The organism is Castellaniella denitrificans, assembly GCF_042653765.1.
Lineage (GTDB): Bacteria > Pseudomonadota > Gammaproteobacteria > Burkholderiales > Burkholderiaceae_B > Castellaniella > Castellaniella denitrificans.
In genome coordinates this window covers 1-25812 of record NZ_JBHSEZ010000012.1, presented here as the reverse complement: position 1 = coordinate 25812, position 25812 = coordinate 1, and the positions used below count along the sequence as shown (strand labels likewise).

Annotated in this window: 42 protein-coding genes and 1 tRNA gene; 10 read left to right on the top strand and 33 right to left on the bottom strand. The window is 63.5% G+C overall.

Annotated features, from left to right (window positions below; all coding sequences use genetic code 11):
* A partial coding sequence (locus ACFO27_RS11490) for a hypothetical protein (RefSeq protein ID WP_376817439.1) occupies positions 1-200 on the bottom strand: 200 nt, incomplete at its 3' end.
* 122 nt (positions 201-322) lie between these two features.
* On the opposite strand from ACFO27_RS11490, the gene ACFO27_RS11485 reads away from it, so the two are divergent.
* Positions 323-1531 carry a tyrosine-type recombinase/integrase gene (locus tag ACFO27_RS11485; protein ID WP_241120668.1) on the top strand — a complete coding sequence of 403 codons (1209 nt, stop codon included), beginning with the start codon at positions 323-325 and terminating at the stop codon, positions 1529-1531.
* Here ACFO27_RS11485 and ACFO27_RS11480 read toward each other — a convergent pair.
* The 30 genes from ACFO27_RS11480 to ACFO27_RS11335 form a co-directional block, all read right to left on the bottom strand.
* The gene (locus ACFO27_RS11480; protein ID WP_437344524.1) at positions 1506-1808 is read right to left on the bottom strand and encodes a helix-turn-helix transcriptional regulator; all 303 of its coding nucleotides are present in this window, start codon (positions 1806-1808) and stop codon (positions 1506-1508) included. The two genes, ACFO27_RS11485 and ACFO27_RS11480, sit on opposite strands and share 26 nt — an antisense overlap.
* On the bottom strand, positions 1745-1996 hold the full coding sequence (locus ACFO27_RS11475) for a helix-turn-helix transcriptional regulator (protein WP_150586008.1): 252 nt from the start codon (positions 1994-1996) through the stop codon (positions 1745-1747). The genes ACFO27_RS11480 and ACFO27_RS11475 overlap by 64 nt, the downstream gene beginning before the upstream one ends.
* A gap of 84 nt (positions 1997-2080) precedes the next feature.
* Positions 2081-4312: a DNA cytosine methyltransferase gene (locus ACFO27_RS11470; RefSeq protein ID WP_376817441.1), complete on the bottom strand. Its 2232-nt coding sequence runs from the start codon at positions 4310-4312 to the stop codon at positions 2081-2083.
* A 110-nt stretch (positions 4313-4422) separates the two neighbouring features.
* A complete protein-coding gene (ssb, locus tag ACFO27_RS11465) occupies positions 4423-4926 on the bottom strand; it encodes a single-stranded DNA-binding protein (protein WP_058379178.1) in 504 nt (167 codons plus the stop codon).
* Positions 4927-4953: 27 nt separating this feature from the next.
* On the bottom strand, positions 4954-5187 hold the full coding sequence (locus ACFO27_RS11460) for a hypothetical protein (RefSeq protein WP_058379177.1): 234 nt from the start codon (positions 5185-5187) through the stop codon (positions 4954-4956).
* Positions 5184-5360 carry a hypothetical protein gene (locus ACFO27_RS11455; RefSeq protein WP_157125798.1) on the bottom strand — a complete coding sequence of 59 codons (177 nt, stop codon included), beginning with the start codon at positions 5358-5360 and terminating at the stop codon, positions 5184-5186. Before ACFO27_RS11455 ends, ACFO27_RS11460 begins: the two co-directional genes overlap by 4 nt.
* Positions 5361-5364: 4 nt before the next feature.
* Entirely contained in the window at positions 5365-5730 is a 366-nt protein-coding gene (locus ACFO27_RS11450; RefSeq protein ID WP_058379176.1) for a hypothetical protein, read from the bottom strand.
* 7 nt (positions 5731-5737) lie between these two features.
* The gene (locus ACFO27_RS11445; RefSeq protein ID WP_064675092.1) at positions 5738-6049 is read right to left on the bottom strand and encodes a hypothetical protein; all 312 of its coding nucleotides are present in this window, start codon (positions 6047-6049) and stop codon (positions 5738-5740) included.
* Entirely contained in the window at positions 6042-6347 is a 306-nt protein-coding gene (locus tag ACFO27_RS11440; protein WP_150586007.1) for a hypothetical protein, read from the bottom strand. Before ACFO27_RS11440 ends, ACFO27_RS11445 begins: the two co-directional genes overlap by 8 nt.
* A gap of 13 nt (positions 6348-6360) precedes the next feature.
* Positions 6361-6894 carry a hypothetical protein gene (locus ACFO27_RS11435; RefSeq protein WP_058379173.1) on the bottom strand — a complete coding sequence of 178 codons (534 nt, stop codon included), beginning with the start codon at positions 6892-6894 and terminating at the stop codon, positions 6361-6363.
* The gene (locus ACFO27_RS11430) at positions 6891-7217 is read right to left on the bottom strand and encodes a hypothetical protein (RefSeq protein ID WP_150586006.1); all 327 of its coding nucleotides are present in this window, start codon (positions 7215-7217) and stop codon (positions 6891-6893) included. The genes ACFO27_RS11435 and ACFO27_RS11430 overlap by 4 nt, the downstream gene beginning before the upstream one ends.
* Entirely contained in the window at positions 7214-8188 is a 975-nt protein-coding gene (locus ACFO27_RS11425; RefSeq protein ID WP_058379171.1) for a phage Gp37/Gp68 family protein, read from the bottom strand. Before ACFO27_RS11425 ends, ACFO27_RS11430 begins: the two co-directional genes overlap by 4 nt.
* Complete coding sequence (locus ACFO27_RS11420; protein WP_058379170.1) at positions 8181-8564, bottom strand: ASCH domain-containing protein; 384 nt, start codon at positions 8562-8564, stop codon at positions 8181-8183. Before ACFO27_RS11420 ends, ACFO27_RS11425 begins: the two co-directional genes overlap by 8 nt.
* Before the next feature lie 2 nt (positions 8565-8566).
* Positions 8567-9346 (bottom strand): hypothetical protein, encoded by a 780-nt coding sequence (locus ACFO27_RS11415; protein ID WP_150586005.1) that lies wholly within the window; start codon positions 9344-9346, stop codon positions 8567-8569.
* A 10-nt stretch (positions 9347-9356) separates the two neighbouring features.
* The gene (locus tag ACFO27_RS11410; protein WP_058379168.1) at positions 9357-9560 is read right to left on the bottom strand and encodes a hypothetical protein; all 204 of its coding nucleotides are present in this window, start codon (positions 9558-9560) and stop codon (positions 9357-9359) included.
* 3 nt (positions 9561-9563) lie between these two features.
* Positions 9564-9821: a DUF6440 family protein gene (locus ACFO27_RS11405; RefSeq protein WP_058379167.1), complete on the bottom strand. Its 258-nt coding sequence runs from the start codon at positions 9819-9821 to the stop codon at positions 9564-9566.
* A gap of 51 nt (positions 9822-9872) precedes the next feature.
* Positions 9873-10682 carry a DUF2303 family protein gene (locus ACFO27_RS11400; RefSeq protein ID WP_376817440.1) on the bottom strand — a complete coding sequence of 270 codons (810 nt, stop codon included), beginning with the start codon at positions 10680-10682 and terminating at the stop codon, positions 9873-9875.
* Positions 10683-10736: 54 nt separating this feature from the next.
* Positions 10737-11090 carry a hypothetical protein gene (locus ACFO27_RS11395; protein ID WP_058379165.1) on the bottom strand — a complete coding sequence of 118 codons (354 nt, stop codon included), beginning with the start codon at positions 11088-11090 and terminating at the stop codon, positions 10737-10739.
* A gap of 36 nt (positions 11091-11126) precedes the next feature.
* Positions 11127-12140, bottom strand: a complete 1014-nt coding sequence (locus ACFO27_RS11390) for a dATP/dGTP pyrophosphohydrolase domain-containing protein (RefSeq protein ID WP_238512785.1) — start codon at positions 12138-12140, stop codon at positions 11127-11129.
* Positions 12137-12373 carry a hypothetical protein gene (locus ACFO27_RS11385; RefSeq protein ID WP_376817438.1) on the bottom strand — a complete coding sequence of 79 codons (237 nt, stop codon included), beginning with the start codon at positions 12371-12373 and terminating at the stop codon, positions 12137-12139. Before ACFO27_RS11385 ends, ACFO27_RS11390 begins: the two co-directional genes overlap by 4 nt.
* Positions 12374-12420: 47 nt before the next feature.
* Complete coding sequence (locus ACFO27_RS11380; RefSeq protein ID WP_064675091.1) at positions 12421-13221, bottom strand: hypothetical protein; 801 nt, start codon at positions 13219-13221, stop codon at positions 12421-12423.
* Positions 13218-13907 (bottom strand): hypothetical protein, encoded by a 690-nt coding sequence (locus tag ACFO27_RS11375; RefSeq protein WP_174977263.1) that lies wholly within the window; start codon positions 13905-13907, stop codon positions 13218-13220. Before ACFO27_RS11375 ends, ACFO27_RS11380 begins: the two co-directional genes overlap by 4 nt.
* 9 nt (positions 13908-13916) lie before the next feature.
* Positions 13917-15566: a YqaJ viral recombinase family protein gene (locus tag ACFO27_RS11370; RefSeq protein ID WP_376817437.1), complete on the bottom strand. Its 1650-nt coding sequence runs from the start codon at positions 15564-15566 to the stop codon at positions 13917-13919.
* Positions 15563-16645: a hypothetical protein gene (locus tag ACFO27_RS11365; RefSeq protein ID WP_376817436.1), complete on the bottom strand. Its 1083-nt coding sequence runs from the start codon at positions 16643-16645 to the stop codon at positions 15563-15565. Before ACFO27_RS11365 ends, ACFO27_RS11370 begins: the two co-directional genes overlap by 4 nt.
* A 127-nt stretch (positions 16646-16772) precedes the next feature.
* A complete protein-coding gene (locus ACFO27_RS11360) occupies positions 16773-16970 on the bottom strand; it encodes a hypothetical protein (protein WP_376817435.1) in 198 nt (65 codons plus the stop codon).
* An 11-nt stretch (positions 16971-16981) separates the two neighbouring features.
* Positions 16982-17533 carry an HNH endonuclease gene (locus ACFO27_RS11355; protein ID WP_376817434.1) on the bottom strand — a complete coding sequence of 184 codons (552 nt, stop codon included), beginning with the start codon at positions 17531-17533 and terminating at the stop codon, positions 16982-16984.
* 21 nt (positions 17534-17554) lie between these two features.
* Complete coding sequence (locus ACFO27_RS11350; RefSeq protein WP_376817433.1) at positions 17555-18529, bottom strand: hypothetical protein; 975 nt, start codon at positions 18527-18529, stop codon at positions 17555-17557.
* A 50-nt stretch (positions 18530-18579) separates the two neighbouring features.
* A complete protein-coding gene (locus ACFO27_RS11345) occupies positions 18580-19035 on the bottom strand; it encodes an HNH endonuclease signature motif containing protein (RefSeq protein WP_376817432.1) in 456 nt (151 codons plus the stop codon).
* Positions 19036-19051: 16 nt separating this feature from the next.
* Positions 19052-19126 (bottom strand) — tRNA-Met (locus ACFO27_RS11340).
* Positions 19127-19425: 299 nt separating this feature from the next.
* A complete protein-coding gene (locus ACFO27_RS11335) occupies positions 19426-19722 on the bottom strand; it encodes a KTSC domain-containing protein (RefSeq protein WP_376817431.1) in 297 nt (98 codons plus the stop codon).
* A 575-nt stretch (positions 19723-20297) separates the two neighbouring features.
* Between ACFO27_RS11335 and ACFO27_RS11330 the strand changes: the two genes are divergently transcribed.
* The 4 genes from ACFO27_RS11330 to ACFO27_RS11315 are packed head-to-tail and all read left to right on the top strand — an operon-like array spanning position 20298 to position 22007.
* Positions 20298-20648, top strand: coding sequence for a hypothetical protein (locus tag ACFO27_RS11330; RefSeq protein WP_376817430.1), 351 nt, complete (start codon positions 20298-20300; stop codon positions 20646-20648).
* On the top strand, positions 20645-20950 hold the full coding sequence (locus ACFO27_RS11325) for a hypothetical protein (protein ID WP_376817429.1): 306 nt from the start codon (positions 20645-20647) through the stop codon (positions 20948-20950). The genes ACFO27_RS11330 and ACFO27_RS11325 overlap by 4 nt, the downstream gene beginning before the upstream one ends.
* A gap of 35 nt (positions 20951-20985) precedes the next feature.
* The gene (locus ACFO27_RS11320; RefSeq protein ID WP_376817428.1) at positions 20986-21213 is read left to right on the top strand and encodes a hypothetical protein; all 228 of its coding nucleotides are present in this window, start codon (positions 20986-20988) and stop codon (positions 21211-21213) included.
* Positions 21214-21236: 23 nt separating this feature from the next.
* Positions 21237-22007, top strand: a complete 771-nt coding sequence (locus ACFO27_RS11315) for a hypothetical protein (RefSeq protein ID WP_376817427.1) — start codon at positions 21237-21239, stop codon at positions 22005-22007.
* A gap of 4 nt (positions 22008-22011) precedes the next feature.
* On the opposite strand, the gene ACFO27_RS11310 is transcribed toward ACFO27_RS11315, so the two are convergent.
* Entirely contained in the window at positions 22012-22950 is a 939-nt protein-coding gene (locus ACFO27_RS11310) for an SHOCT domain-containing protein (RefSeq protein ID WP_376817426.1), read from the bottom strand.
* 13 nt (positions 22951-22963) lie between these two features.
* The gene (locus ACFO27_RS11305; RefSeq protein ID WP_376817425.1) at positions 22964-23662 is read right to left on the bottom strand and encodes a S24 family peptidase; all 699 of its coding nucleotides are present in this window, start codon (positions 23660-23662) and stop codon (positions 22964-22966) included.
* An 84-nt stretch (positions 23663-23746) separates the two neighbouring features.
* Between ACFO27_RS11305 and ACFO27_RS11300 the strand changes: the two genes are divergently transcribed.
* The 5 genes from ACFO27_RS11300 to ACFO27_RS11280 all read left to right on the top strand — a co-directional run.
* Positions 23747-24013, top strand: a complete 267-nt coding sequence (locus ACFO27_RS11300) for a transcriptional regulator (protein ID WP_376817424.1) — start codon at positions 23747-23749, stop codon at positions 24011-24013.
* Between the two features lie 80 nt (positions 24014-24093).
* Entirely contained in the window at positions 24094-24552 is a 459-nt protein-coding gene (locus ACFO27_RS11295) for a phage regulatory CII family protein (protein ID WP_376817423.1), read from the top strand.
* A gap of 2 nt (positions 24553-24554) precedes the next feature.
* Complete coding sequence (locus ACFO27_RS11290; protein WP_376817422.1) at positions 24555-24920, top strand: hypothetical protein; 366 nt, start codon at positions 24555-24557, stop codon at positions 24918-24920.
* Positions 24907-25428 (top strand): HNH endonuclease signature motif containing protein, encoded by a 522-nt coding sequence (locus tag ACFO27_RS11285; protein WP_376817421.1) that lies wholly within the window; start codon positions 24907-24909, stop codon positions 25426-25428. Before ACFO27_RS11290 ends, ACFO27_RS11285 begins: the two co-directional genes overlap by 14 nt.
* Positions 25428-25812: DNA N-6-adenine-methyltransferase (locus tag ACFO27_RS11280; protein WP_376817420.1), on the top strand; the 385-nt coding region annotated here is incomplete at its 3' end. The genes ACFO27_RS11285 and ACFO27_RS11280, both read left to right, overlap by 1 nt.

The window sequence follows — 25812 nt, the reverse complement described above, 5'->3', positions numbered from 1 at the left end:
ATTGAGTGGGAGTGATCCCGCGTCTGGCAATGACTGGCATATAAAAGCACTAAACACCCCTGAAGCCCGCGTAAATGCGGGCTTTTTTGCGTCTGCGTCTGGAATTTACCGGCAACTGCTGGCACCCCCAAGCACTGTTTTTTTATGGTATAGCCAATGGTATTATTCTGGCTGATGCCATGATTGGCGCTTGATACCATGCCACGGTTTTCCGCTGGATCATGGTATGAAAATAGCGCAAGTCGTTGATTTATATTGGTTATAGAGGAAAAAAGACGGCCCCTCAAATCATGGTATTTCGCACCCAAAAAGGACGAATACCATGCTGACCGATACCAAGCTACGCAATCTCAAGCCGCAAGACAAGCTCTACAAGGAGAACGACCGCGACGGCCTCTACGTGGCCGTCACTACAGCCGGGACGATCTCGTTTCGCTACAACTACTCCATCAATGGCAGGCAGGAGACGGTCACATTCGGGCGCTACGGGGTGGGGGGGATTACCTTGGCGGAAGCGCGCGAGCAGTTGAGCGAGGCCAAGAAGATGATCGCTGCCGGGAAGTCCCCGGCCAGGGAGAAGGCGCGGGACAAGGCCCGCGTGAAGGATGCAGAGACGTTCGGCGCCTGGGCTGAAAAGTGGCTGCGTGGCTACCAGATGGCCGATTCGACGCGCGACATGCGCAGGTCGGTCTATGAGCGCGAGCTGAAACCCAAGTTCGGCAACCGGAAGCTGGTCGAGATTACACACGAGGACTTGCGGAACCTGACCGATGCCATTGTGGAGCGGGGCGCTCCGGCTACGGCGGTGCATGTGCGCGAGGTGGTCATGCAGGTGTTCCGGTGGGCTATTGAGCGCGGCCAGAAGGTCGAGAATCCGGCGGAACTGGTGAGGCCGACCAGCATTGCGAAGTTCGAGCCGCGTGACCGGGCGCTGACGCCTGAAGAGATTGGGGTGATGTACCAATACATCGAGCGCATCGGCACCACCCCATCCATCCGGGCAGCCGCCAAGCTGCTGCTGCTGACGCTGGTGCGCAAGAGCGAGCTGACGAATGCGACGTGGGGAGAGGTCAATTTCACCGATGGGGTCTGGACAATTCCGAAGGAGCGAATGAAGCGGCGTAACCCGCACAACGTCTACTTGTCCAGGCAGGCGCTGGATATTTTCATCGCGCTCAAGACCTTCGCCGGCGGGTCTGACTACGTGCTGCCATCACGGTACGACACCGACCTACCGATGAGTAGCGCCACGCTGAACCAGGTGCTGACGCTGACCTACAAGCTGGCCCAGAAGGAGGGGATGGCACTGGCGAAGTTTGGGCCGCACGACTTGCGCCGCACGGCCAGTACCTTGCTGCACGAGGCCGGCTATAACACCGACTGGATTGAGAAGTGCCTTGCCCATGAACAGAAGGGCGTCAGGGCGGTTTACAACAAGGCGGAGTACCGCGAGCAGCGTGCGTCCATGTTGCAGGACTGGGCTGACATGATCGACGAATGGACGATCAAGCGGCAGCGGCCATCTGCGTGAGGCCGGGGCGGGAAGCCTGACCACCGGCCTGCCGCCGCGCCTCTATCCATGCTTCGACCTCTTCAAGATCCCACGCCACATTCCTGCTGGTGAGCGCGATTCGTCGCGGGAACTCGCCTCGTTGCTCCATGTTGAAGATGGTGCGCTCCGACAGCGGAATCATCGAGTGCAGCTTCTTCCGGTTGATGAGGGTCTTGGACATAGCCACACCCCTTACGCCGCCTTGGCGCCGGGTGCGGCAGCCTGGCGACGCTCTTTCTTGCGGGCGGCAATCCATGCTTCCACTTCGTCCGCATCCCAGCCCACGCGACGCGGCGACACGCGGAAGCGACGGGGGAACTCGTTGCGCTTCTCCATGTTCAGGATGGTGCGGGCGCACATGGGCACCTTGGCGAGCACTTGCTCGTGGCTGTAGATGCGCTGGCCTTCTTGGCCCGCGCCTGCTTCATTCTTTGTTTCGGTCATTTCGGAATCCTTATAGTTCGTGTAGTTGCCTGCTGATGCCCATGATTGCAAACGTGCTGGGCACCAGCGGGCCATGATTTCCGATTACGCGACTTGCCCCATGAAGGCCGCTTCGTGGCGGAAGTTGGCCCGCACAAGGGCCTCGGCCTGCGCCGGCGACACGCTGTTTCCGCACATGCGAACCTGTGCGGTGACGGTCAGCGGGACGCGGGGGATAGCCAGGGGGTCGGCAACCTGCACGCCCTCCTTGAAGAGCAGCAGCGGGTCGGGGATCTCGTGGATGATGTAGCTGTCGGGGAACGCCTGGGCGCGGTACAGCTCGCGCGCTTTCAGCATCCGCAGCGTGATGTCCACCAGCACCCACCAGATGCCGTCGTAGCTCATCAGCACCAGGTCGGCGGGCTCTGGGAAGTGCTCGGGCAGATGTTCATGCAGCAGTTCGGCGCAGCGGCGGGCCTTCGCCCGATGTTCCGGTGACAAGCAGTCCGCCGGCACCTGCACCGACTGCACCAGGCCCATACGGCCCTTGGTCGGCAGAGTGTGCATCGGTTCGTCCGCCTTCTGCCACTGGCCGCCGCTGCTGTAATACTTGACCAGGTAGGCCGTTACCAACTGCTGATTGCTGCCCGACGAGGTGATGGTGGACATGGGCGCTTCCGCAGCCCGCCCAGAGCCGTCGTAGAACCCGCCGTTGGCCTGCTCGAAAAAGGCCGACGCCAGGGCGCTCGGGACGCTGCTGGCCGTAACCGAATTGAGCGGAGTTTCCAGGGAGCGGACGCCGTTGCTCCACCGCTTCGCGCCGGTGCTGCACGATTCGCCATGCCCCATATCCACCAGGTTGGCGACGATCAGGGCCTGCTCGCCACGATGTGCGCCCGTGACCGTCGGCAAGGGCTCCGCCGGCGTCGTTCCAGCGCGCTCGCCGTGGTGCGTCAGGTGGGCCAGATGCGCGGCCACCAGGGCCTGCTTCACCCCACCAGCTACGACGGTTCCCAGTGGGGCCTCGATGTCCTGCACGCGCGGCTGCTGGCCCTCGCGTTCGCCGTAGCCGATGGTGACGAGGTGCGCGCCTACCATCGCATGGTGCGTGCCGCCGGCGGAGATAGTCGAAAGCGGCTGCTCGATGCTATGACCGCCCATGTGGGCATCGCTGGTGCCGCGCAGCGGGGCCAAGGTCGGGGCGACGACGGAGAAGTGGCCGCCCTTCACCTGGGCGCAGACGGTGCGCAGCGGCGCGTCGGCGGGCATGGTGCGCTGGCTGCTGGCATTGGCATGCTCGGTAAGGAACGGCACCAGGGCCGGCGCCACGATGGCGCGATGGTTCTCCGTGGTGAGCGTGCCGAACGGCTGGTTTGCAGCCACGGGCTTCCCGGAATAGGCTGGGCCGCCGGCGCCAGCCATGAACGGGGCGAGCACGGGCGCGCCCAGCATGTGGTGATTGCCGGTCGTCACGGTCGGCAGCGGTTCATCGGTGGCCGCGCCAGCATGGCCGGTGGTGTTGGTGACGATGAACGGCTTGGCGCTCGTCAGGACGTGGCGGTACAGGCCCTTGGCGACGCGCCGCTGGGTATTCACGGCCAAGGGCTTCTTGCGGTCGAAGATGCTCTCGGCGGGAAGGCTGAAGTCGATGCACTCGGCGGCAGTGCGGTACGGGGCCAGGGAGCCGGCCAGCACTTCGCGCGAGGTCGGCTCGCCGTGGGTCTGCTCGGGCCAGATGATGGGCAGGCCGTCGCGGCGCGCCACCAGGAAGAGGCGCTTGCGAATAGTCGGGGCGCCGTTGTCGCACGCGCGCATTTCACGCCAGTCCACTTTGTAGCCGTGCTGGCGCAACTGCCGGATGAAGCTATCGAAGGTCTTGCCCTTGCGCTTCGGGTCGGGGTAGAGCTTGCCGTCCTCTCCGACGATGACCGGCCCCCAGGTCTGAAATTCCTCGACGTTCTCCAACATGATGACGCGCGGGCGGCAGAGCGCAGCCCAGCGCATCGTGACCCAGGCCAGTCCGCGAATCTCCTTGGAAACAGGCGTTCCGCCCTTCGCCTTCGAGAAGTGCTTGCAGTCCGGCGAAAGCCAGACCAGGCCCACCGGCTGGTTGCCGGTTACTTCGATGGGATCCACATCCCATACGCTCTCGCAGAGGTGCTTGGTGTAAGGGTGGTTGATCGCGTGCATCGCCAGAGCTTCGGGGTCGTGGTTGATGGCGATGTCCACGGGGCGCCCGAAGGCTGCTTCCAGTCCGGTGCTGGTGCCGCCGCCACCGGCGAAGTTGTCGATGATGAGTTCTCCGGGGAACGGCAGGGCGAGTTGCGGGCGCAGCATCTGGCGGGCTCCTTGCAAAAAATTGGGGCGCTCGCGGCGCCCCTTGTAGGTGATGGTGTTGGGTAGGCCCTCGTCGGGGCCTGCACGTTGATGAAGCAGTCGTGCGCTGCTCAATCAAAAGGGATGTCGTCATCCATGTCGGCGAAGCCACCGCCACCGGACGGCGGTGGAGCTGGCTTAGAGGCCGGGGCACCGCGCGCGGGCGCGGAACGCTGCTGCTGGCGCGAAGGCTGGGCCGACGATTCGCCGCCATACTGCTGGCTGCCACCGTCGCCACCGCCACGCTGGCCCAGCATCTGCATTTCCGTGGCCTCGATCTCGGTCGTGTAGCGGTCTTGGCCGTCCTTGTCCTGCCACTTGCGCGTGCGGATGCGGCCCTCGACATACACCGACGAGCCCTTGCGCAGGTATTCGCCGGCGATTTCGGCGAGGCGGCGGTAGAACACCACGCGATGCCATTCCGTGATTTCCTTCTTCTCGCCGCTGGCCTTGTCCTTCCAGCTATCGGTCGTCGCCAGGCGGACGTTTGTCACGGCGTCGCCGTTCGGCATGTAGCGGGTTTCGGGGTCGGCTCCAAGGTTGCCGACGAGGATTACTTTATTGACTGAAGCCATGCTGTTCCTTCTCTCATTCTGTGGCCGTCAGTGCGCGCGCTGCCTGCGCACGAACTCATGGGCCAGGTTGCGGGCAGCGCCGTCGATGGGGAGCCGCCCCTTGTCCATCATCCCGTTGCGCCAGCCGTGCCAGTAGGACTTGCTCTTGTCGCTGCCGGGTTCGGGCAGGCCGTCCAGGCCGGCGAGATAGCCCGCCATACAGTCGTCCTCGTCCAGCACGTCCAGGTCGCGCACCGATGAAAGCGGCTGGTACTCGCTCACGTCACGCGCTCCCAGATGGAATCCAGCGTGTCCGCCTGCTTCTGGGAAAGAGCGCGATCCTGCGCGAGCTGGCGCTCGATGCTGTCGATGAAGCTGCGCTCCCAGTCGGTCAGCTTGGCCTCGCGGTCGATGCAGTCCTTCACCATCTGCTGGTGCTCGTCGTGGGCGCTCATGGCATCAGTCCTCGTCGTCGCCGGAGCGTTGCAGGCACTTGATCGTCACGCCGTCGGGCGCTTCGATGACAAGGGACGGCTGGAACCCGTTGCGGTAGTCCTGCGCCTCGATGCGCATGGGCCAGCGCGGGAAGTCGCGGTCTTCGCTGTCCGGGTCGTGGTTGGCGACGCCGATCAGCCAGCTACCGCTGTTGCCGGGGCAGTGCTGGCCGGTCACGATGATGCCAAGTTGGGGCTGGCCGTCGATGGCCGGGCCAAGCACGAGGTATTCAATCGGCTTGCCGCTGGCGCAGTTGTCGTAGTCGTCCTTGAAGTGCTGGACTTCGCCGAAGGTGTCGTCGCTGTAGCCCTCGAAACGCAGGATAGGCATGGTGGAGTTACTCCTTGGAATGGGGTTGATGTTGTGGCGCAGTTCGCGCGCTGTTCTTCAGTTCGGCAATCAGGCGGCGCACGCCGCGCTTCTGCCTCGACGTGCCGCGCTCTATCCAGAGGCCGGTGCCGGGCCAAAAATCAACCGTGCGCCCGTTCGCCATCACGATGAGGTGCGCGCCCTCGTTCTTCGCCTCGAAGGCGATGCCGGCGGCGGCAAGCATCTTGGCCGACGATTCGCGGTTGCTCGCCCGCTTTTGCCGGCTTTCTTCCTGCATGGCGGGTCGCACGTCCCGCCAGTAGTCGCCCATGTCACCCATGACGCGCCTCCTGCTCGGTGCGGGATTCGTCCAGGCGCAAGCACGATTCCGCCACGGGGAACCAAGGGCAGTCCCAGTCCAGCAGATAGCGCGCGCCATTGGCGTACATACCATCCGGCGACGCCGGGCGCTCATAGAAGCCGGTCACGCGCAGGGCGAATTCGATGCCTGCCGGGTTCGTGTAGATCACTGGGTCGCCAGCCTTGAACTGCAAGGGCTGGCCGTTCTCCGGGGCGAATGGCTTTTTGGCGTCGTGCCGGGCGGTGACTTCCTTGGCCCATTCGTAGTGGCTGCTCATGGTCGGCGTCCCCCTACAGGCTCTTCAGGATGGATTGGAGCTGCTTCAACTTTTCAAGGCTCTGGGCGTTTCCTTCCTGTTCCTGCTCGATGGTGAGCGCAGCTTCCTCGACCTGGGCGGCCAGTTGCTTCAGGCGGGTGCTGAAGTCGTCGGCCAGCGCCGTGATCTGGCTGGACAGGTTGCCCAGGATTTCGAGGGGAGACTTGCTCGCCGGCGCGGCGCTGGCGGGTGCTGCTGATTGGACGGCTTGAGGCGCCACGGCGGTCTTGTGCATGGTGATGATTTCCTTCTTCGGGGTGGGCTGGGGCGTTCTGATGGCGTGGCGCTGGAAGCAGCCGGGTTCGGGCTCGCGGACGAGGCCGATTTCGCGCAGCGTCGCCAGGCAGCCACGCACGGTATGCAGGTCGGCGTTGCTGCGCTCGACCTCCTTCAGGGAGTGCCGAATTTGGCTCGCGGGCCAGGCTTCCTTGATGGGGACGACCTCGAAGACCTTACGCGCCAGCGCCGTTTGCCCCTGAAGGATCTTGTTGAGCTTGCCGGGGGTCATGGTTCAAGCCCTCCCGTGCGGGGGGGGGCGACGCTGCGCGCAATCACCCGGTAGATGTCCTCGATCACGGTGGCGTCCTCGATGGCGCCGCCGAAGACTTCATCCACGACCTGGCCCAGCAGTTCGCGCGAGATTTCGGGCGGCAGGACACCCGCCGGCGCGTCATCGGTCGGCTCCGTGAGCGCCAGCAGCAGGGCCGCGTTGGCTTGCGTGAGCGCGGTGGTCAGCGCGGCGACGCCGTGCTGGCTGGTTTGCACCTCAAGGCGCGATTTCGCTTCCACGATGTCATCGCGCATGGACTTGAAAACTTCTTTGTCGGTCATTGAGCTATCTCCGGGTATCCGTCATGCAGCAGGCCGTCCAGCGTCCGGCCCGATTTCGATTTGCCGACACGCAGCATCACCGCGCCGCCGTCCTTCGTGCTATCGTTCTCGAAGCAATGCACGGTTCCGGCGTCGGCGACGATGAACGCTGGCACGCGCTGGGCGCGGCCCATCGACGTGTCGTATTCCTCGTCCTCTTCAGGTGGGCGCCAGTCGCCCCATTGCTTGAAGTGGAAGGCGACGCCGCCGGCGCGGCACTGTTCGCGCAGCGCGCGCACCCAGTCGGGGTTCATCGGGCGGGAATCGGCGGAACCGCTCTCGCCACCGACGATGACCCAGTGCAGGCCGCCGTCGGCAGGCTTGCGCAGCTCCATCTGTCGCTTGCCCGCGTGGGTGCGGAAGTTGCCCGTCGGCTCGCTGAAGATGTGGAACCGAAGATCCACGCGGCCCAGCAAGGGCTCCATCGACAGGAACCGCACGGCTACCGGCAGCGCCAGCAGCTTCGGAATGTCGCGGTCGGCTTCTTCCTGGCTGGTGATGGTCGCGCCCACCCAGACGTTATCGGGGATGCCCTCGGGGAACATGGCGGCCAGCATCTTGTCGGCATTGCCGATGCGCTTGGTCAGCAGCAGCCAGTCCAGGTGAGGCGTGGCGAGGATGAGGGCAGCCAGGTCGCGGCGCCATTCGTCCGGCACCTGGTTGTCGAACACGTCGGCCAGCGAGGCGCAGAAGACGCGGTAGCGCACGCCCAGACGGGCCGCCGTGGCGTTCCACTTCGCCGGCTGCGCCCAGTTCGATGCACTGGTGCGGCGGCGTGGTGCGCCCGGCCCCCAGTTGATCGCCACGCCGCCACCGAAGCGGGCATTGCGCGTTTCAGCGTAGCAGTGATCGCAGCCAGGCCCGACTTTCTGGCAGCCCTCCCAGGGGTTGAACGTGTGGTGCGTCCATTCGATTTTCGAGTTTTCAGCCATGAGGCCCTTCCTGTTCTTGTGTTGGGTCGAAGAACCCCAGGTGCCCGCGCACGGCCTGAAACGGCAGCGTCACCGCATCCTTCAGGACGAATCCATGCTTCCCGAAAAACCAGGGTGAAGGACTGTCTTCGACGCATCCGACGATGGTTGCGCGCCCGACGATGCCGCCGCGCTCCAAGTTGTCGAAAGGGGGAATCGTGATTCCGAGTTGCGCGGCCAGGTCGGCCCCGTCTTCGTACTCGGCGCGGGTCATGCCCTTGGCGGCATGAATCAGGAACTGCCCCCGGTATCCCGTCGGCCATGACCTGTTCTCGATGTCCTTGTAGCCGTTTGCAATCAGCCATGCCCAAGGCTGGCGGATGGAGAGGGCCTTCATGGTCAGCCCTCTTTGCCGGCCTGCTGCTGGGCCTCGATCTGCGCGCGGCGCGTGTCGTAGTGCTCGCGGCAGCAGAAGCCCTGCCCCATCCAGAGGCTGTTCGACGGCCTGCCGCAGTAGCAGGCGGGGAACGGGTCGGAGCGGTTGGCGTCGAAGTACGCCTGCGCCTCCTTGCCGTAGGGCTCGTCTTCGTCTGGGATGAAGCCGGGGCCGACGAGGCCGTTGTGGATCCAGCTCATGGCTTCTTCGGCACCCTTGCCGTGCTGCCATTCAATCCATGCGGCCTGCTGGGCCACTGTCATGTCGTGGATGATCTTGCCCAGGTCGTTGAGGGTTTGCTTCAGGCGCGCGATTTCGTCGCTTTCCTTGGGCTGCGCCGGGTGTTTCGGCCAGCCCGGCAGGCCAGTGGCCACGGCGCCGCCGGCGGTCGCGTACCACTCGATCATTTCCGCCACGCGGCGCACGGCGCGCTTGTCCTCTTCCTGCTCGTCGCGGGTTTGCGGGAACATCGCGCCGCGTCGCGCGGCCTCGTCGCCCACGGCGCGGATGGCGGAGACGATGCCCTGATAGGCCACCGGCGCGCCGGGTTCTTGCTCGCCTTCGGGCTTCAGCAGCGTGGGCAGCGCGCAAATCAGCAGGAAGCGCCACACGCTGCGCCAGTCGTCGAAGCCGACTTCGGCGCGCACCTTGTGGTACTGGTTGTTGTAGGCTTCGTGGCAGGCTTTCTCGTCATTGGCGAGGGCTTCGCAGCGTTGCGCGAAGGCGGGCTTGTTCTGTTCCATTGGGGTGTCCCTATCGTTTTTCGGTTGCAATCCTGGGGAACTGCATCGGCAGGATGTCGCCCGGCATCGTGCGTCCGTCCAGGTCGGTGTCGATCACGACGGCGCCGCACTTCGAGCACCACCGGACGACGGTGTAGGCATCGGGGGCCATGCTGTACGGCTGTCGCCCCACCTCGCGCAGGTCGTGCGCGCCACGGTCGAATGCGCAGGCCATGAGCTATTCCGCCTTGACGCAGATGTGCTTGCCCTCGGCGTCAAGGCGCGGCGTGATACCGCCGCCCGGCGAAACGAGGTATTGGCATCCGGTCAGCGCGTCCGTGACGGGCTTGATGCCGCTGCGGCCACCGCCCCATGAACCCTTGTCGGTGTCGTCGCGTCCGATGGGCGTGAGGGAAATGACCCATGAGAAAACAAGGCCGACGACGAACAGCCAGAACAGCCAGAGGGCAAATTGCTTGAGTGTTGCGAGTTCCATGTGCGGGGCTCCTTTCCCGCCCAGGCTTGCGCCCAGGCGGGGCGCTGGTGGTTACGGCTTGCCGGAGACGACAGGGAAGCCGGTCGCTTCCTTGATGCGGCCCAGCTCGTCGGTGACGGCGGTCTTGAACACGCGGTCGGGGCGGATGAGCTCGTACCAGAAGGTCAGCTTGCCGTCCTTCTCCCGGTACTTCAGGCGCGCTTCCAGCGGGTAGGCACTGGTGCTGCCGTCGAACACCGGCAGGCCCAGGGTGAAACGCTCGAACGCCTGCATGGTCGTCCGGGTTTCCTGCGTCGAATCATCGACGAACTCGAACTGCACGCCGCCGTCTTGCAGATTGACCTTGCTGCGCAGCTTCTTGTCGGAGTTGGCCTCGAAGCCCAGCGCCATCTTCAGGATGTCGGCACCGGACGGCATACCGGCCACGCTGGCGATGTCGGACAGGTTTTCTTCCAGCCAGGCGGCGAAGTCGATCTGGCTGAAGTGCTGCTTGTTGCGGGACAGCCAGCGTTTCCATTCCACGGCTTGCGCGGGCTGGAACTTGCACTGGTGGTCACGCCACTGGGCCGCACCGGCGTCGGTGCCGTGGTCGTTGAGAACGCCGATCAGGTTGAAGCGGCTGGCCTCGGCGTCGATGTCCGCGAAGATGGTGGTGGTGTCGGTGACGCCGTGCTTCTTCGTGTAGTGGATGAAGCTATCGGTGTCGGTGATCGTGACCTCGGCGCGCTTGCGCGTGGGCACGGGCAACAGGCTCTCCAGGTCGTGGACTTTGTAGCCGTCGGGCACGGCCACGAAGGGGATGCCGCCGTGGCTGGTCACGGGCTGCACGCTGGCAGCGCCGGCGGCGAGCGCGGTCTGGATGTTGTCGGTGGTTTGTTACATGAGGAATAGGCTCCTTGGTTGCGGGTGGTGGGATTACTGGACGGCCTTCAGCTCGCGCACCGGGTCGGGTGCGACGGCCTTGAGGTCGAGCTTGGTTTGGCGCGGGTCTTCGCCAATGAGGTTGCCTTCGGGCGTCGCCCAGAGCAGCGATTCGGGCGGCAAGCCCTTGGGCTTGGTGATGCTCACGTCCGCCTTGACCGCCATCGCGCCGGCGGTGGAGGGCTTGACGGCAATCTTCAGCGTCAGCGTGCCGGCCTTCTGGTGCGAAGCGACGGCGTTGATGAGTTCGCTGAACTTCGCGCCCGCCACGTCCATGATGGGCAGCAGGTCGCCGTCCTCGGTTTCGAGGCGGACGGATGCGAGGTTTTCGTTAAGCGGCTTCGACATTTCGGGATTTCCTTTCAGGTTGGTGGGTGAAGCGGGCTACGCGGCCAAAGCCACGGCGTCCGCCGGGGCCTGGATGTCCGTGGCGTCCAAGATGTCGATGCCGACGCGGTGGGCGACGTGCATTTCCAGATGGGCGCCCTCGGATTTCTGCCAGCCGGGCAACATGGCGATGGCGTCGCAGCCCAGCAGTTCAAGCAAATCGACCCGCAGGCAGTCCTTCCAGCCCTTGCCGGGGTCAGGGTTGAGGTCGGCGGGATTCACCGCGTCGTAGCCCAGGTCGCGCAGGCGCGCGGCTTCGGCGTGGAAGGCCGGGAAGTTGTGCTCCGGCAGGCCGGACATCGGGCCGCTGATGTAGATGCGGCGCTTCTTCGGCTTGCTGTGCTCGATGGCCTTGTTGGGGTCAGAGGTACGCCAGTCCGGCCAGTCGCGGGCCTCGTTCTTGGCCTGCTTCGCAGCCAGCGTGCGGATGATGACTTTCGGCGACGCGCCGGCGCGCCATGCGCCATCGAGGGCCAGAATCACCACGTCGATCCACTCTTCGATGTCGTCCGGCTTGCTGCCGATTTCGCGCAGTTCCTTCTTGATGTGGTCGATCACGCCCTGGGTGCGGCGGCCCGGCCCGAAGGTCTTGCGCGAGAACTCGGCCTGGCGCTCCAGGTGCGCGTAGAAGTCGAAGGGCTTGCCGCCACGGCGCGGGTACATGGTGTCGGGCATGGCGCGCCCGAACAGGGCGTAGGGGCCATCCTCGGTGTCGTAGATTTCCAGCAGCATCCAGCCATCGCCGTCGGGCGGTGTGGGCGTCCAGTAGCTGCAATCCGGGTCGCCGGAATCGAAGTAGCGTTCCGAAACGTCGTGGGGTGCATCGGATTCCATGCTGACGAAGGCCGATTCGATGCCGAACACGGCCAGCAGGTCGTCGTAGCGCACGCCCTCGTCGCAGGCGGGCAGATCGGGATGGGTGAGGTGGCCGTTTTCATCGCGCACGATGGCGCGCGGTGCCAGCAGTTTTTCACGCAGGTCTTGCAGGTCTGGGCAAGTGGATTTGCTCACGGGCAGTCCTTTCTTGGGGATAGGGATGTGGCCCCGCGCTCGTCCAGCTCCCGCCTCATGCGCGCCCAGGTGTCCGGGTGCATGATGAGAAAGTTGCCGACGAGCATTGCGTGGGGGTCGGGGATTTGCGGGATGACGGTGCGGGTTGCTCGCCACGGCTTCCACGGGCGCGAGAACAGGCGTTCCCGCCACGCGCGGCGAACCTTGACCGGCGGGCCGGCCACGGTGAGCAAGGGGTTTGTCCGCACCTGCATCCCAATGAGGGAGCCGGGCGGGTAGTTCATGGCTGCGGTGTTGCGCCCATGAAGTCGAAAAGGGCGATCAGTTCCGCGAATTCGCTCTGGCCGCCACCGCCGGGGTTGAGAAGCCCCGTATCGTTCACGCTGGCAGGGTCAAGGAAGCAACTGTCGGCGATCAGTCGGCGTAGCTTCGCTTGCTCGCGGCTGCTGGCGTCGAGCCGGTCGATAAAGGCTTTCGCCTCTTGCCAGTCGCGCTCTTCCATCTGGAATCGGTTGCTCCGGCGCCATGCGAACCCGCCAAGTTCATAGGCCAGATAATCGGGCTCGGAGCTCCATGCACCTTCCAGCAGCGCCCCGGTGATGTCGCAGGTGTAGAGCGCGTAGCTGTCCTCTTTCCCGAAGTAGATGCGCCCATCGTTGGAATATCGGTCATATCCCAGTTCTTCGAGCTTCTTGTCCAGGGCGGAGGAAGATAGCGTCATTGATTCGACGCTTCCCTTGTCGCCCTCGATTTCCAGCCAGTAGGCGTCTTCGAGCGGCTTGACGCATTGCCTTTTGATGAAGGCGATACGGCCCTTCAGCGATTTCGGCGGCTGATCGCCCCACGCTTTCACGGGATCCGGCAGCGGTGCTGGCGGAAAAGCCTTGTTGTACGCCTCGATGCCAGCGTCCGTGAGCGAGTAGCCGAAGCTCTTGAAAACGGGGTCATGGCGCTGAAGCAGGCCGGCATCGGCCATGCGTTCGGCTTCCTCCCAGTCCTTCTCGTCCAGCAGCATCGGGGCGCCGAAGTTCATCATGCTGGTGGCAACCTGGCTAAGGATTCCGGTGCTGTTCCCGCTCATGCTTCACCCCTTTCCTCGCTATCGGTGGCCACCAGCGGAACCGAATCGACGATGCCCAAGATTTCGTTCAGGGCGTCATACTTGCTGATGCCGTTCGGTTCCAGGTAGCGGTGCAGGACGCCCAGCACCTTGCGCAGCGCCTGCTTGGCTTGTTGGCCGTCGGCAGTCGGCGGGGAGTTCTGGCTAACCAAGTAGGGCGCGGCGGCCAGCAGGCCCGCTTCCGTGCTGATGGACGGGTCGATCAGCCGGCCAGCGGCGGCGTGCCGCTCCGCGCATTGAGCCTCGGCAATCTGGAAGGCGTCGGTGGCGCGCTCCATGCGCGGGCCGCCGGCCAGGGTGATGCGCTCGCCGCGCTCCCAGAGGAACATGCAGAAGTTCGCCACGTCGCGCGGGTCGCCCTTCCAGAGGTGGCCCACCAGCATGTCGGTCAGTTCGTCGCCGGACACTTCCGCCTTGTCCTCCCAGCCGCCGCGCCCCTTCGCGCGCGCCACGGCCAGCTTGTCCTTCAGCACGGCGGCGAAGCGATCCACGGCCTCATCGTCGGGATGGATGGCCTTGGCGTGCTCTTCGCTGTGCCCGAGTTCGCCGCACGGCTCCCAGCACTGGGAACGGTTCGTGCAGGCGTGCTCGCCCATGTGAGCGCCGTCGGGGCAGACCGCCGGCGCAGCTTGTTGAACGGTGCTCATGGACTTCCCCTATGCGGCCATGCTGTCGGCGATGCGCTGGCTGGCGGCTTCGAGGTCGATTTCGAGCAGCCAGGCCACCACGGCGGATTCATGGACGCGGAAATGCAGCGCCAGCACGTCGATGATTTCGTCGTCGCTGGGGCGGCTCTTGCTGGTGGGCGCCGGGTTGGCGCGGGATACCGCCGGCGCGGTGGAAGGCCGGGCCGTGGTGGTGGGTTTGGCCGTAACCTGGGGCGTCGGGTCGGCCAGCGGAACGGCGGGCGTGGCGGCCTGCTGTTCTGCACGCAGCTTCGCTTCGGCTTCGGCCTTCGCCTTGGCCTCTTCCTCCTGCCGGATACGTGCGCGCTCCGCTTCCAGGCGGTCGGCCTCGGCCTTCTTGTGCGCGTCGATGCGCGCCGTTACCGCCAGCTTGAAGTCGTCGAACGGCTTGGCCGCGAGCTGTTGCAGGTCGGCCAGCAGCGCGCGGTATTCGGCGGCGTTGGCCTCGATCCAGCCCAGCTTCGTGCGTAGGTCGGCGGCCTGTTGCTCGGCGGCGATCTTGCCGTTCGCCAGAGCCGTGTCGAGCTTGTCCTGCATACTTTCCAGCGTCTTCAGGCCCTTGATGGCGCCCGCGAAGTCCGGCGTGGCAACGTCCATGCGCAGGCCAGCGATTTCACGCTGAAGCTCGGCGACGTGGGCGACGTAAGCCTTGCGGGCCGTTTCCACCTTCTCCGCGCGCCGCCGTGTCTTCTCGCTTTCCAGCAGCTTTTCGGCCATGAGGCGGTTGTCGCGCGTCAGCTTGTAGAGCATGTCCTTCTGACGCTTGGCTTCATCGACGGTCTGGATTTGCGCCAGCATCATCGTCTCGGCGGAGTTGAGTGCGTCCTCGGCCTTCTTCAGCGCCTTGATTTGCGCATCCAGGTCGATGAAGTCCTTGTCGGTTTCCGGCTCGCGGATGAGGCGGTTTTCAAGGAAGTCGCGCAAGGCAGCCTCGAACACCTTGAAGTTGTCCCGCACCGTGATTTCGCCGCTGATCTGCACCGCTACTGCCGGCAGCGCCTGCACGACCTCGGCGACGATGACCGGCTTCGCCTCGGGCAGCACGTAGTCGGCCAGGTCACGGTCAAACTGTGCCCAGCCCGCCTCGATGCGGACGAACCAGGCAGGATCCGGCAGCACTTCGACATGCACGCAGTTGTCGGGCGTGCCGTCGGACACGGTGAAGATGACGCGCTTGGCGCCAGTCACCAGCATGATTTGCTGGCACTGGGGCATGTGCTCTTCGGGCAGCACGCCGCCAGCCACGGATGCGGCCAGTTCGGTGTTCCATTGCTTATGCTCGAAGGCGGTGTCGTAGCCCATCGTCAGGCCGTCGCACGATGCGGAGAGGATGCCGCCGGTGTCTTCGTTGGAGCACGTAACCGGGTAGAGGTCTTCGCCGATCAGGTCTTCGATGATGGGCCGCGCCATCGCTTCGACTTCGTGGCCGTAGTCGAGGATGTTCACCCGCACCCAGTCGCTGAACTCTTTGGGCGTGCCGGTGTGCTTCATGCGCAGCAGTTCGGAGCGCGTCGTTTTCTTCGACAGGCCCAGCATCGCGGCGGCCTCGCTGGCGCCGTGGTGGGTCAGGCGGAAGGCTTGCCACTCGGGGCTGCCTTGCTGAAGGTCATGGATTTTCATTCTTGAGCACCCCCGTTGGCCCAGCCCGCAATCTCCATCTTCTGGTCGGCGGTGAGCAGTTCCTTGGTTTCGATCATGGCGATGAGGTCATTCACCTTCTTGCCGGCTTCGACCTGCTTCTTCCAGCCCGGCGACTTCTTGGCGAAGTTCTCGGCGCTGCACGTCGGCAGCGTCTTGCCGCCACCGGTGTTGCCCGCACCGGCCCCGGCACCCTTGCCGGCCTGCTGTTCGGCCTTGTTCTCCATGACGCTCTTCCACGAGGATTCGCCGTCGCGGATGGCACCGTAGATGCCGCGCAGATTGACCAGTTCGGCAGGCGAGCAGGTGTCCAGCGTGTGGCCCAGGTATTCGGTCAGGTCGGCGGCCTTGACGCCGATTTCGTTGAAGGAGTCGGCGATGCGCTTGCGCTCGGTGTCGGGGTCGCGCGCTGCCTCGTCCAGGCGGATGGCCTTGATGATTCCTTCGGCCTCGTCCTGCATGTCACCAGGGATGATGCGCAGTCCCAGCGTGCGGATAGCCTTCGAGATTTGTGCGGCGCGCTTGTTCAGCAGGTCGTCGTCGGTGGCGGGCACCGTATAGACGTTCTTGCCGTAGCTGTTCTTGCGCACGCTGACGTAGCTGCCGTCATCGCCGGGCTTCGAGCGTTCGACGGTCTTGGTCACGCGCACGTCAAGCGGATACGTGAGGTTCGATTCCAGGTCGGTCACGCTGACACGGTGAATTTCCTTGGTCTCGTCCTCGAAGATCATGGTGGTTTCCACCAGGACATTCGTCATGCAGCGCAGCGCGACTTCGACGAATCGGATACCCAGACCCTCTACGCCATCGCCGATGGGCTTGCGGTAGTAGGCGCTCTTGTTGTGGGCGAAGCTGGGGCGGCGGCATTCCTTGAGCAGGTCTTGGCGCACCTGATCCCAGTTGCGCGGGCGGCGCAGGGCCATGACGTAGCGGGCTTCGACCACGGCCTTGGCCTGGGCGGCCACGTAAGCAGATGCGGTTTCGGTGGTGGCGTGCGTGGCGATGGAGCCGCCGAACTCTTGGCGGGTGGCGAGTGCGCCGCCCGAATGCGTGTTGTCCATGAATTTCTCCTTGATGATGGGATGGGCGGCGGTTACAGCGTGACCTTGGCGAGGCGCCAGGACTTGCGGATGCCGTACCCGCGTTTGAGGTAGTAGTGAAAATCGGCCAGCAGCTTCAGCGTCTTCTTCATTGGGCCGGCTCCACGCTGATCTTGGAAATGCCGAACCGTTCGAGCGCGTCGATGGCGGCGTCGCAGGTGCTGGCGAAGAGCGCGGCGTAGTGGAAGCGCGCGCCCGTTTCCGTCGTCACCTTGACCTGGCACTTGATGAGCGGCTTAGGGCGTGCGAAGTCGCCCGCCAAGGCCGCAGCCTGCGGTGTGCTCATGGCTTTCCCTTTCAGATGGTTCCGAACGGATGCAGGCATCGCTTGGCGTTGATGTACGCCTGCTGGGCCTGCAATGGGTCGGAGAAGTTGCCCAGGAATTGACGCTCCCGGTTGAGCGTGATGTGGGCGCGGAACGTGCCCTCACGGCGGCCTTGGCTGACGCCTATCAGGCCGGTGCTGCTATGCCGCGCTGCACGGCGGCGGTTCTGCTGGTTCTCGGTATTCGAGAGCTCGCGCAGGTTGCCGATGCGGTTGTCGTCGCGCCTGCCGTTGATGTGATCGACCAGCTTTTCAGGCCAGACGCCGAACACGTAGAGCCAGGCGAGGCGGTGCGCGTTGTAGTCCTTGCCCGCGATGCGGATGCGGACGTAGCCGTTTCGCATTGTTCCTGCCGGACTTCCGGTGGGAGCGCGGTTTGACTGGGGGACGCGCCAGGCGAAGACGCCGGTGTAGGGGTCATAGTGCAGAAGGAGCCGAAGCACTTCCGCCGTGATCGCCGGAGTGCCATTTTTCGCGCCGCGAAAAAACCGGGCGGCCTGCTCGGCAGGCTCGCCCGGATACATGACACATGCCGACATGACCCATTACACCTTTGCGAGGCGACCGCCGACAGCCGCGCGGACGTCCGACGCGGGACCGCTGACGTACAGGCAGAAGAGCCCGCCGATCGCGCCGCTGCCCCAACCGCCGCCGTGGTAGGCGACACCGCCAGACCAGAACCACGAGTAGTTACCGTAGGCCGCTTCCTCTTGCTCGTCGCGGGTCTTCTTCGGCACGAACACTGCGCCCAGGTCGAAACCCTCTCCGACATTGCGCAGGCGCTTGTGGATCCAGCCATGCTCCGGCGCTTCGATGCCGGTGTTGAGCAGGTTGCGGTGGCCGTCCTTGTCCCAGATGAGGAACTCGCGGTTCGCGCCGGTCTGCAAGCCGTCCAGCATCTGCCAGACGTTGCCCCAGAGGCCCGTGATACCACGGTAGGCGGCCTGCACCACCTCGGCGTCATCAACCTTGCGCACGCCGTTTCCGTCGGTGTAGCCCTCGCCCAGAATGGACTTGACGTTGGGCGTGCCGCACTCGATCAGGGCCAGCGCCTGGATGGCCGCGAGCTGGTAAATGCTCCACAACATCCAGCCCTCGCCGCGCGCGGCGGCGCGCGCCTGCATGGTGGGGAAGTCGATGCGCGCCAGCGGCATCAGGCCGGCTTGCGAGCCCAGCTTGTCGTCGCCGTCCGGCGTGCCCTGGTACTTGCCCAGCCAGTATTGCGCGAGGTCGGCGCCGTTGTTGCGGAAGGCCGGATGCAGCGCGTAGCCCTCGGCGGGTTCGTCGCTCACCCAGAGCGCCTTCTTGCCCAGCAGCGGGCCGTCGCGCACGATGTCGGAGCGGTAGTAGAAGGCCGGCACGCGAACCATGCTCTGGCCGTCGATTTCCTCGTCGGCGATACCGGCGAAGGTCGGGTGGTTGCTGAAGAAGCTGGCGTCGGGGGTGATGATGGCGCCGCTGTTGTCGATGCGCGTCCAGGGCGTGTGCTTCTTGCCGAAAACGATGCCGATTTGGCTCATGTTGATGTCCTTTGGGTTGATGGGGTGCTTGATGGGCGGGGCGGGCAAGATCAGGCTGTCTTCCTGATCTTGTTGTTCACCACCAGCGACACGTAGCCGGTGCCGTTGATAGAGAATTTCGTTGCGATTTCAGCGAGCGGCACGCCGCTCTGGCGCATCGCTCGCATTTCGGTGATTTCTTGGAAAGAAAACCTGTGATGCCGATTTCTTTCCCCGGTAGCCTTGTTGGCTCTGCCCTTTCCCTCGCGGTCACGCATGTTGTCGGAGTGCGTGCCATCGAAAAGGTGAGCTGGGTTGATGCAAGACGGGGTATCGCAGGTATGGCAGACATCGTTTGCAGGGATGCCCTTGAAAACCTCGAATGCAACCCGGTGTGCGCGGCGGGCTTTCCCATTCACGAAGATGCGTCCATAGCCGTCTCGCGTGAGTGCGCCAGTCCATATCCAGCACCCAGAAAACGGGATGGCCTCGACGCCGCGCATCAAGCGTTCCGCGATGTCGCTCATCGTCATGCCTTTGAATTGGTTGCAGCGGCTGGAATCGAACCAGCGACCTCCGGCTTATGAAGCCGACGAGATACCGCTTCTCTACGCTGCGATAGGGTTGATGGCGGTCGGGCTACCTGCACCATTTGCAAGCGCGCTGTTCTCGCCCGTGTGTGCGGGGTCATCGAGGCTCGTCCGCCGCCTGCCCATCCTCATAGGCAGGGGATTCGGTCATGCGACCGCCATCAAGGGGCGCCCCGGAGACGGGCTCCAACTTGCCCGTGGGTGCTTCGCTCTGGGGTTGGTCGGCGCTGGATTTGCCCAGGGCGCCTCTTGATGGCCCCGGCCTTTCACCGGGGTGCGACTGTTGGCGTCGTCCCTCCGCCTATCGCGCGGCGGCGCGGGCATGGATTACGCGGTGGCGGCCTCGGCGTTCGCCGGCGGCTCGGCCACGCGCAGGTACGGGTGCTTCTCGGTTTCCTTCTTGATGTGCTGGCTGAAGTGCGTGCCCAGCGATTCGGCGCTGTCGAAGGTGGCGAATTCCTCGGCGTTGAAATTGCCGTAGTGGTACAGCGCGCCGTGGCTGCCGTCGGCCCGCTTGAAGCGGATGGCGAGGGTGTTGGTTTCGGCGTTGTGGCCGATTTCGGCGATGCGCGAGGATTCCACCGCCTTCATGGCGATGGGCGAGGCGTCAACTTGTGCGGTCATGGTGGGCCTTTCGGTTGTGGTTGAGGGGGAACATCAGCACCGGCGACTGGGTGCAATCGGCGGTGGTGATGGCCCTGTTGCCAGGGCATCACTCCGGCCAGACGCTGGGCCTGGCCGGTTGCGGCATTGATGCGACGTAGTGCGCGCGCCGCACCCCTGCTGTGCCTGCTGTCACGGGCGTCTCGCCCCGACTTCGCGGGGCCTGGTTGCAGGGGCTTCTATTTCTGCCCGTCGTTACCTGCGCCACGGACGGGTGGGCGTTCGCAGTTCGCAAATAGCGAACGTGCAAACCGAACCTATGGTTTCAACGCAGCCCCACGGGCCACTCCCCCAGGGAGATTCGGGTTTCGCGCACTTTTGCTTCTACCGTGCGCGCCACGGGGTAGGGCGCTTTCTCCTAAGTGCGCCTGTTCATCCATTAGCAGTTTTAAAGAGCATCACGCGCTGGTAGTTGCCTGCCGTTGCGTGCTTCGATGGATGAACTTTACCGACAGGTAATTTACGTGTCAATACCAATCGGTAAATATTTTTGGCAAAATAAAACCCGGCCATGTGGCCAGGTCGAGGAGGCGGGTATGGAAGAACAGGAAGGTTGGAGCTCAAAAGTCGGCGCTGGCGAGACGGCAGCGTGTCATCAGTGCGGCAGGCCGTTCGCTCTGGCACTTGGCGAAACGAGCGCGTGCCAGTGTCCCGGCGGATTGGCTGGACGTAACAACGACAAGGAAACCGTCGAATGGTTGGCGCGGGCGATGAACGAAATGAGGGAGCGCGATCGGGCCGTACTTGCGGGACTTCACGCTAGAACTGATGCTGCGGCAATGAAGATATGGCGGCGCTACCGGCTGCGGCAGGTTCTGGTGTTTGTGCTGGGTGTCGTGTTCGGCGGTGCGCTCACCGCCATTTACTTCATGGAGATTTTGAAATGAGACTGCTGGAATGGATTTGGAAGCGGGAAAAGAAGGATTCCGACGAGAAGCGCCCGCTGCTGTCGGACGACAAGGTAGCCGTTATGCGGCCAGGGGATACGGTTCTTTTGCTGCTGCCGCTGGACGGTATGACGCTGGATCAGCAGGCCAAGCTGGTTGATGCCACAAAACGGATGGCCGAACGCGCGCGGGCTCTGGGCATTGAGTTCATCGTCATTCCCGATTGGGGCCAGAAGGCGGTTGTTGTTGCCCGAAGCCACCTATCGGAACATTCCGCCGGGAACGACGCCGACGTAAGGTAGCCTTGTGCGTCAAGAGAGAACCGGAAAGGAACACCATGAGCCACCAACTTGAACAAGACGGAATCGTGTACGGCTTGGCCCAAGCGTGCGTCGAAACCCTGCACGTCATTGCCGACAAGGCGACCCCCGAGGGCCTCATTCAACAAGCCGCGCAGATTGTTGGCGATGACAACCCCGAGCGCGTTGCCAATTGCCTGCACTCGATGCTGGAAGGGCTGCACAAGTATTCGGGTGGGGCCGGTGCGGTGAAGGTAAAGCTGTGAGCACGGAAAGCACGCGGCCCAGCTTGGTCAATCCCATTCTGCACTCGAAGTGGGATGGGCTTTCTCCGCACCTGATCGCCAGCTTCTGGCCTGTGGAGCGCGCCGGAAGCGGATCGCACTACTGGCGAAAGATCGAAGGCCGCCCCACCATTCAAGCCCCCTTGACCGAGGCGAACATCGAAATGACTTTGGGGTGGCAGAGCCCGTTCGAGAACGCCGGGGCTGATAAGGGCGTTCCCGCTATCTCGTCCATGCTGCAATCGGGGGCGATTCAACCGTGGGTGGGCGACGGCAAGGGAAAGGACTTTGTTGGAAAGTTCGAGGGCCGTACCGGCATCACCAAGCTCAATAGCACGCAGGTGTTCGCAGGAATGCCGCCGGTAAAAATTCAAGCCGTAGCCTTGTTTCGCGCCTGGAGCGATCCGGTGGCCGAAGTGATGAATCCCGTGATGCAGCTCATTCAATGGGCGCTTCCCCAAGAGCTTGCCCCGGACGGCCCAATCATGAGCCTCTTGAGTGCGGCTAAGGCGGTTGCCGAAGGAAAGCCGCTGGATGAGGCTTCCGCGCGGGCGCTGCTGCCGTCCATCGCTCCGGCAAAGATTGCCATGAAATACAAGGGAACGCTGTATTCGCCGATGGTGATCGAAAGCATTGGCTATCCCATCGGATCGCCGGTGGACAGCAACGGCAACCATGTCGAACTGGTCGTTCCCCTGACGTTGTGCAGTCTGGCCGCCATCGACCGCGCCGACTGGCAGAGGGCGACAAGCGGCAGGCAGGGTTTTACTGTCTAAGTACTTACTGGCCGCTGCGCTCCTTGTTCCAGGTGAGCAGCGGCGGGGGGAGGTCTTGTTCAGATTTGACGCCAGCCCACTTGATGGTTTTGCCCTCTACTAAGATGATGGCAAAGACCTTGCCCGTGCTCTTGTTGATGGCGAACGCGGCCTCTTCGACGCCGCCAAGATGGTCTGCCTGACCCTCGCCAAAATAGAATCCATCCTGCTCCTTGACGCCGGAAGCAACGGACAGGTTATTCAGGAAGTGCTCATGCTCGGCCTTGTCGCCACTGAACAGGGCCGCGAATTTCTCCTTGACGGATGGATCATTGAGCATCGCACTCGGAGATTCCCCGAGGTATTTCGACAGATCCTGTGCGACGGGTGCTGGCGATGGCGTGGCTGCTTGGGCGCTGGGCGCTGATGGCGCTGTCGAATCCTGTTTTGCAAACATGGCGCGCACCTGCTCGACGCCATAGACATGCACCCAGAACTCACCCTTTTCCTTGTTGCCCATTTCGATGGTGTAGCCGACCTCGCCTTCACCGTTGTTGCGCTTTACTGTGGCCTCGCAGGCACGAATGGCCGGGTCGGAATGAAGCTCTTTTGCGCCGGATATTGAAATAGCCCTTGCTCCGCCGGCAATCATCGCCGCGAACGGGTTTTCTCGAACCTGCTTGTTGAGCAACTCGACCACCATGTTGCTTGCCTGGCTGCTGCCACACGATGGCAAGTCTCCACCGGCCAGAGAGCCGTACTTGATGACCTGGTAGCCGCCAGCGATGACTGCGGCAAGAATCCAGAGGCCAGGTGAGCGCAAAGAGAAGAACGATTTTTTCTTCGGTTCCGGGCTGCTTGGTTGCAGCAGTTTTTTCTTTTGCTCCGCGAACTCTTCTTCGGTGAGCGCGCCGCTCGCCTTGAGTTCGTTCAGCTTCGTCAGTTGCTCGATGCTATCGCTCATGGGTTCCCTTCCATCAATAGAATTGTTTGAATGTCATCGGCAGTGCGGCCAATACGCGCCCAATGATGGCGTCTGATTCTCGCTTGTCCTTCCACTTCCAGTCCCGCGCAACCGGGTTATCTGATGTCACCAGCAGCGTGCGTCCGGCCATCGAAAGCCGCTTGCAGGATAGGCCGTGGTCGCGGCGAATCAGGTAGATGCCATCCCCTGAAAACTCCCTGACGGCAGTATCGACAAAGAGCAAATCGCGCGGCTGGATAGTTGGCACCATGCTGTCGCCCGTCGCCATGATGACCTGAATACTGCCCGACTTGTTCAGGCTTCCGATGCGATCCCTCGCCTCGTCATCCGATAGAACGATAGCGCGGACAATCTCCGGGTAGTCCACATTCTGCCTCCCGTCGCCGCAAGCCGCCTCTACATCAAGAAGGTGGAAAACTGTGCCGCTTGGGGCTGGGGTGGGCTTTGGTTTAGTCGCTGCTGGCACGTCTTCGCCCGATGCAATGCCAAACCATCCGAAGTACCCGGTGTTGCCCTCGATCTTGGACACCATGTCTTCGCCAATCCCCTTCGTTCCCTTGATGTAGCGCGAAACGAGCGTCGCCGAAATATCTGCGGCGTTGGCGAGGGCGATCTGCTGTCCGCCGTACTTCTCATTGAGCAAGGCGAGCAGTCGTTCTTGGCGGTGTTTTTTTCGTTCTTCTGGGGTCATTGGCAAATTTTGCGTGTCATTTACTTATTGGTAAATGACCGATTGGTATTGACGGATGATTTACCGATAGGTAAAGTCGCGGTCATGGATACCCTCAAGACCTACCTCAACAGCCTGGCGCCGCCGGAACAGCAGGACTTCGCTGCCCGTTGCGGAACTTCGCTGGGATACCTCCGCAAGGCCATTTCGACGGGCCAGCGTATCGGCGAAAGCCTCTGTATCAACATCGAGCGCGAATCCGCTGGCGCCGTGACGTGCGAAGAGCTACGCCCCGACGTGGATTGGGCCTACCTGCGCGGCTCTGGCGCTGCTGCAAATAACGAGACGACTGGAAGCGAGGCTGCGGCATGACGGGTTTCCTTTCTTTCGACGAAGCCAGTTTCCACCACCGCCAAGCGCGGGACTAGACGAAAAAAAGGAGACGTTCGCCAATGCGCCGCCCCATCAAACAAGCCCACCGCGCCCTGTTTCTGGCCCTTCAGGCCGACGCCAAGGAATACCCCGGCGGCGTCCGCGCCATCGCTGAAACGATGGGTATGAACGGCAACACCCTCGCCAACGGCATCAACCCCGACCACGAGGCCCCGCCGCCATCCTTCAGCGTCATCCTCGAAATCGTCGTCGTGGCCCAGGCCAAGCGTGCCATCTTCGCGCTGGCCCACCTCGTCGGGCAGGTTCCGATGAACTTTGAACTGGAAGAGCGCCCGCCTGCCGAGGCCGTGCGTCTGTTTCTGTCCTTGGTTGCGTCGGCGTCCAGCCTGTTCGGCGCCGGATCTGAAGCTGCGAAGGATGGCCGCTTCGACGCCACCGAGCGCCGCGCGCTGGAACCTCTGCTGCTAGCGCTGATGAAGGCCAGCGGCGAGCTCTTGCAGGCCATTCGGGGGAACTGATCATGATGGCCGCTGAAACCCTGCAACACCCGTCGCACGCCCGCCGCGCCGCTACCGCCCGCCGTCTGGGTGAGCAGCAGATGCAGCTTTCCTTCGATGCGGCCACCTCTGCCGACCCCAGCTTCGGCGAGCGGGCTTATGCCTTCATCGTGGCCTACGTGCGCGAGCAGGCCGCCGCGCTGGGCAGCGTGCCCGGTGAGCAGGTGACGCTTGCCGCGCGTGCCGCTGGCATCCGGCCTGCCGATGATCGTGCCTTTGGTGCGATTTACGCGAAGGCCGTGCGTCGCGGTGAAATCAAGGTCGTGGGTTATTGCGCCCGTGTTCGCGGACACGGCACCAGCGGAGGGAAGCTCTATGCCGCTGGTTGATGAAAAATGGCTCCCCGTGGCTGGATTTAGCGGCTATCTCGCTTCGCCCGATGGGTGCATCGTTTCGGTCAAAAGGAAGCGCCCGGTTCTGCTGCGGGCGTGGCTGGACAAGGATGGATATGCAATGGTTCCGCTGCGGTGTGACGGTGTGCAAATCCAAAGTTCGGTAGCAAGAATCGTCTGCGAGACATTCAACGGCCCGCCACCGTCAAGCGCCTATGTGTGCTGCCATAACGACGGGGATAAATCCAACAATTCGGCGGCGAACCTGCGGTGGGCGACGCAAGCCGAAAACATCGCCGACAAGCTGAAGCACGGGACGCATCAGGCCAACCAGAAGCATGGCATGGCGACGATAACCGACGAGCAGGCAAGGGCTGTCAAAAAAGCCATTTTGGAGTTTGGAAAACATCACGGGAAGTTGCTCCATGCCGTAAAGGTCACTGGCGTTCCCTACCACATCGTTGCCAGCATGTCGCGCAGCAATCCTCACTGGAGGTCTGTCTGATGGATGTTTTATTCGAGACAGGCCAAGGGGGTTCTGTTGCCACAACGCATGATTGGCTGACGCCGCCGGAGCTGTTGCAAGCCCTTGGGTCGTTCGATTTGGATCCTTGCGCGAGCGAGTTCCAGCCGTGGCGTACCGCCCGGCAGCAATTCACCATCCGCGACGACGGCCTGACCCGCGAATGGGCTGGCCGTGTCTGGTGCAACCCACCCTATGGCCCGTTCGCTGCCCGCTGGCTGGAACGCTGCGCGGCCCACGGCAACGCCATTTCCCTGGTGTTCGCCCGCACGGAAACCGCCGTCTTCCAAGACCACGCTTTCCAGAAGGCCGACGCCATGCTCTTCCTGCGCGGTCGGCTGTCGTTCAGACTGCCGGGGGGGGGGG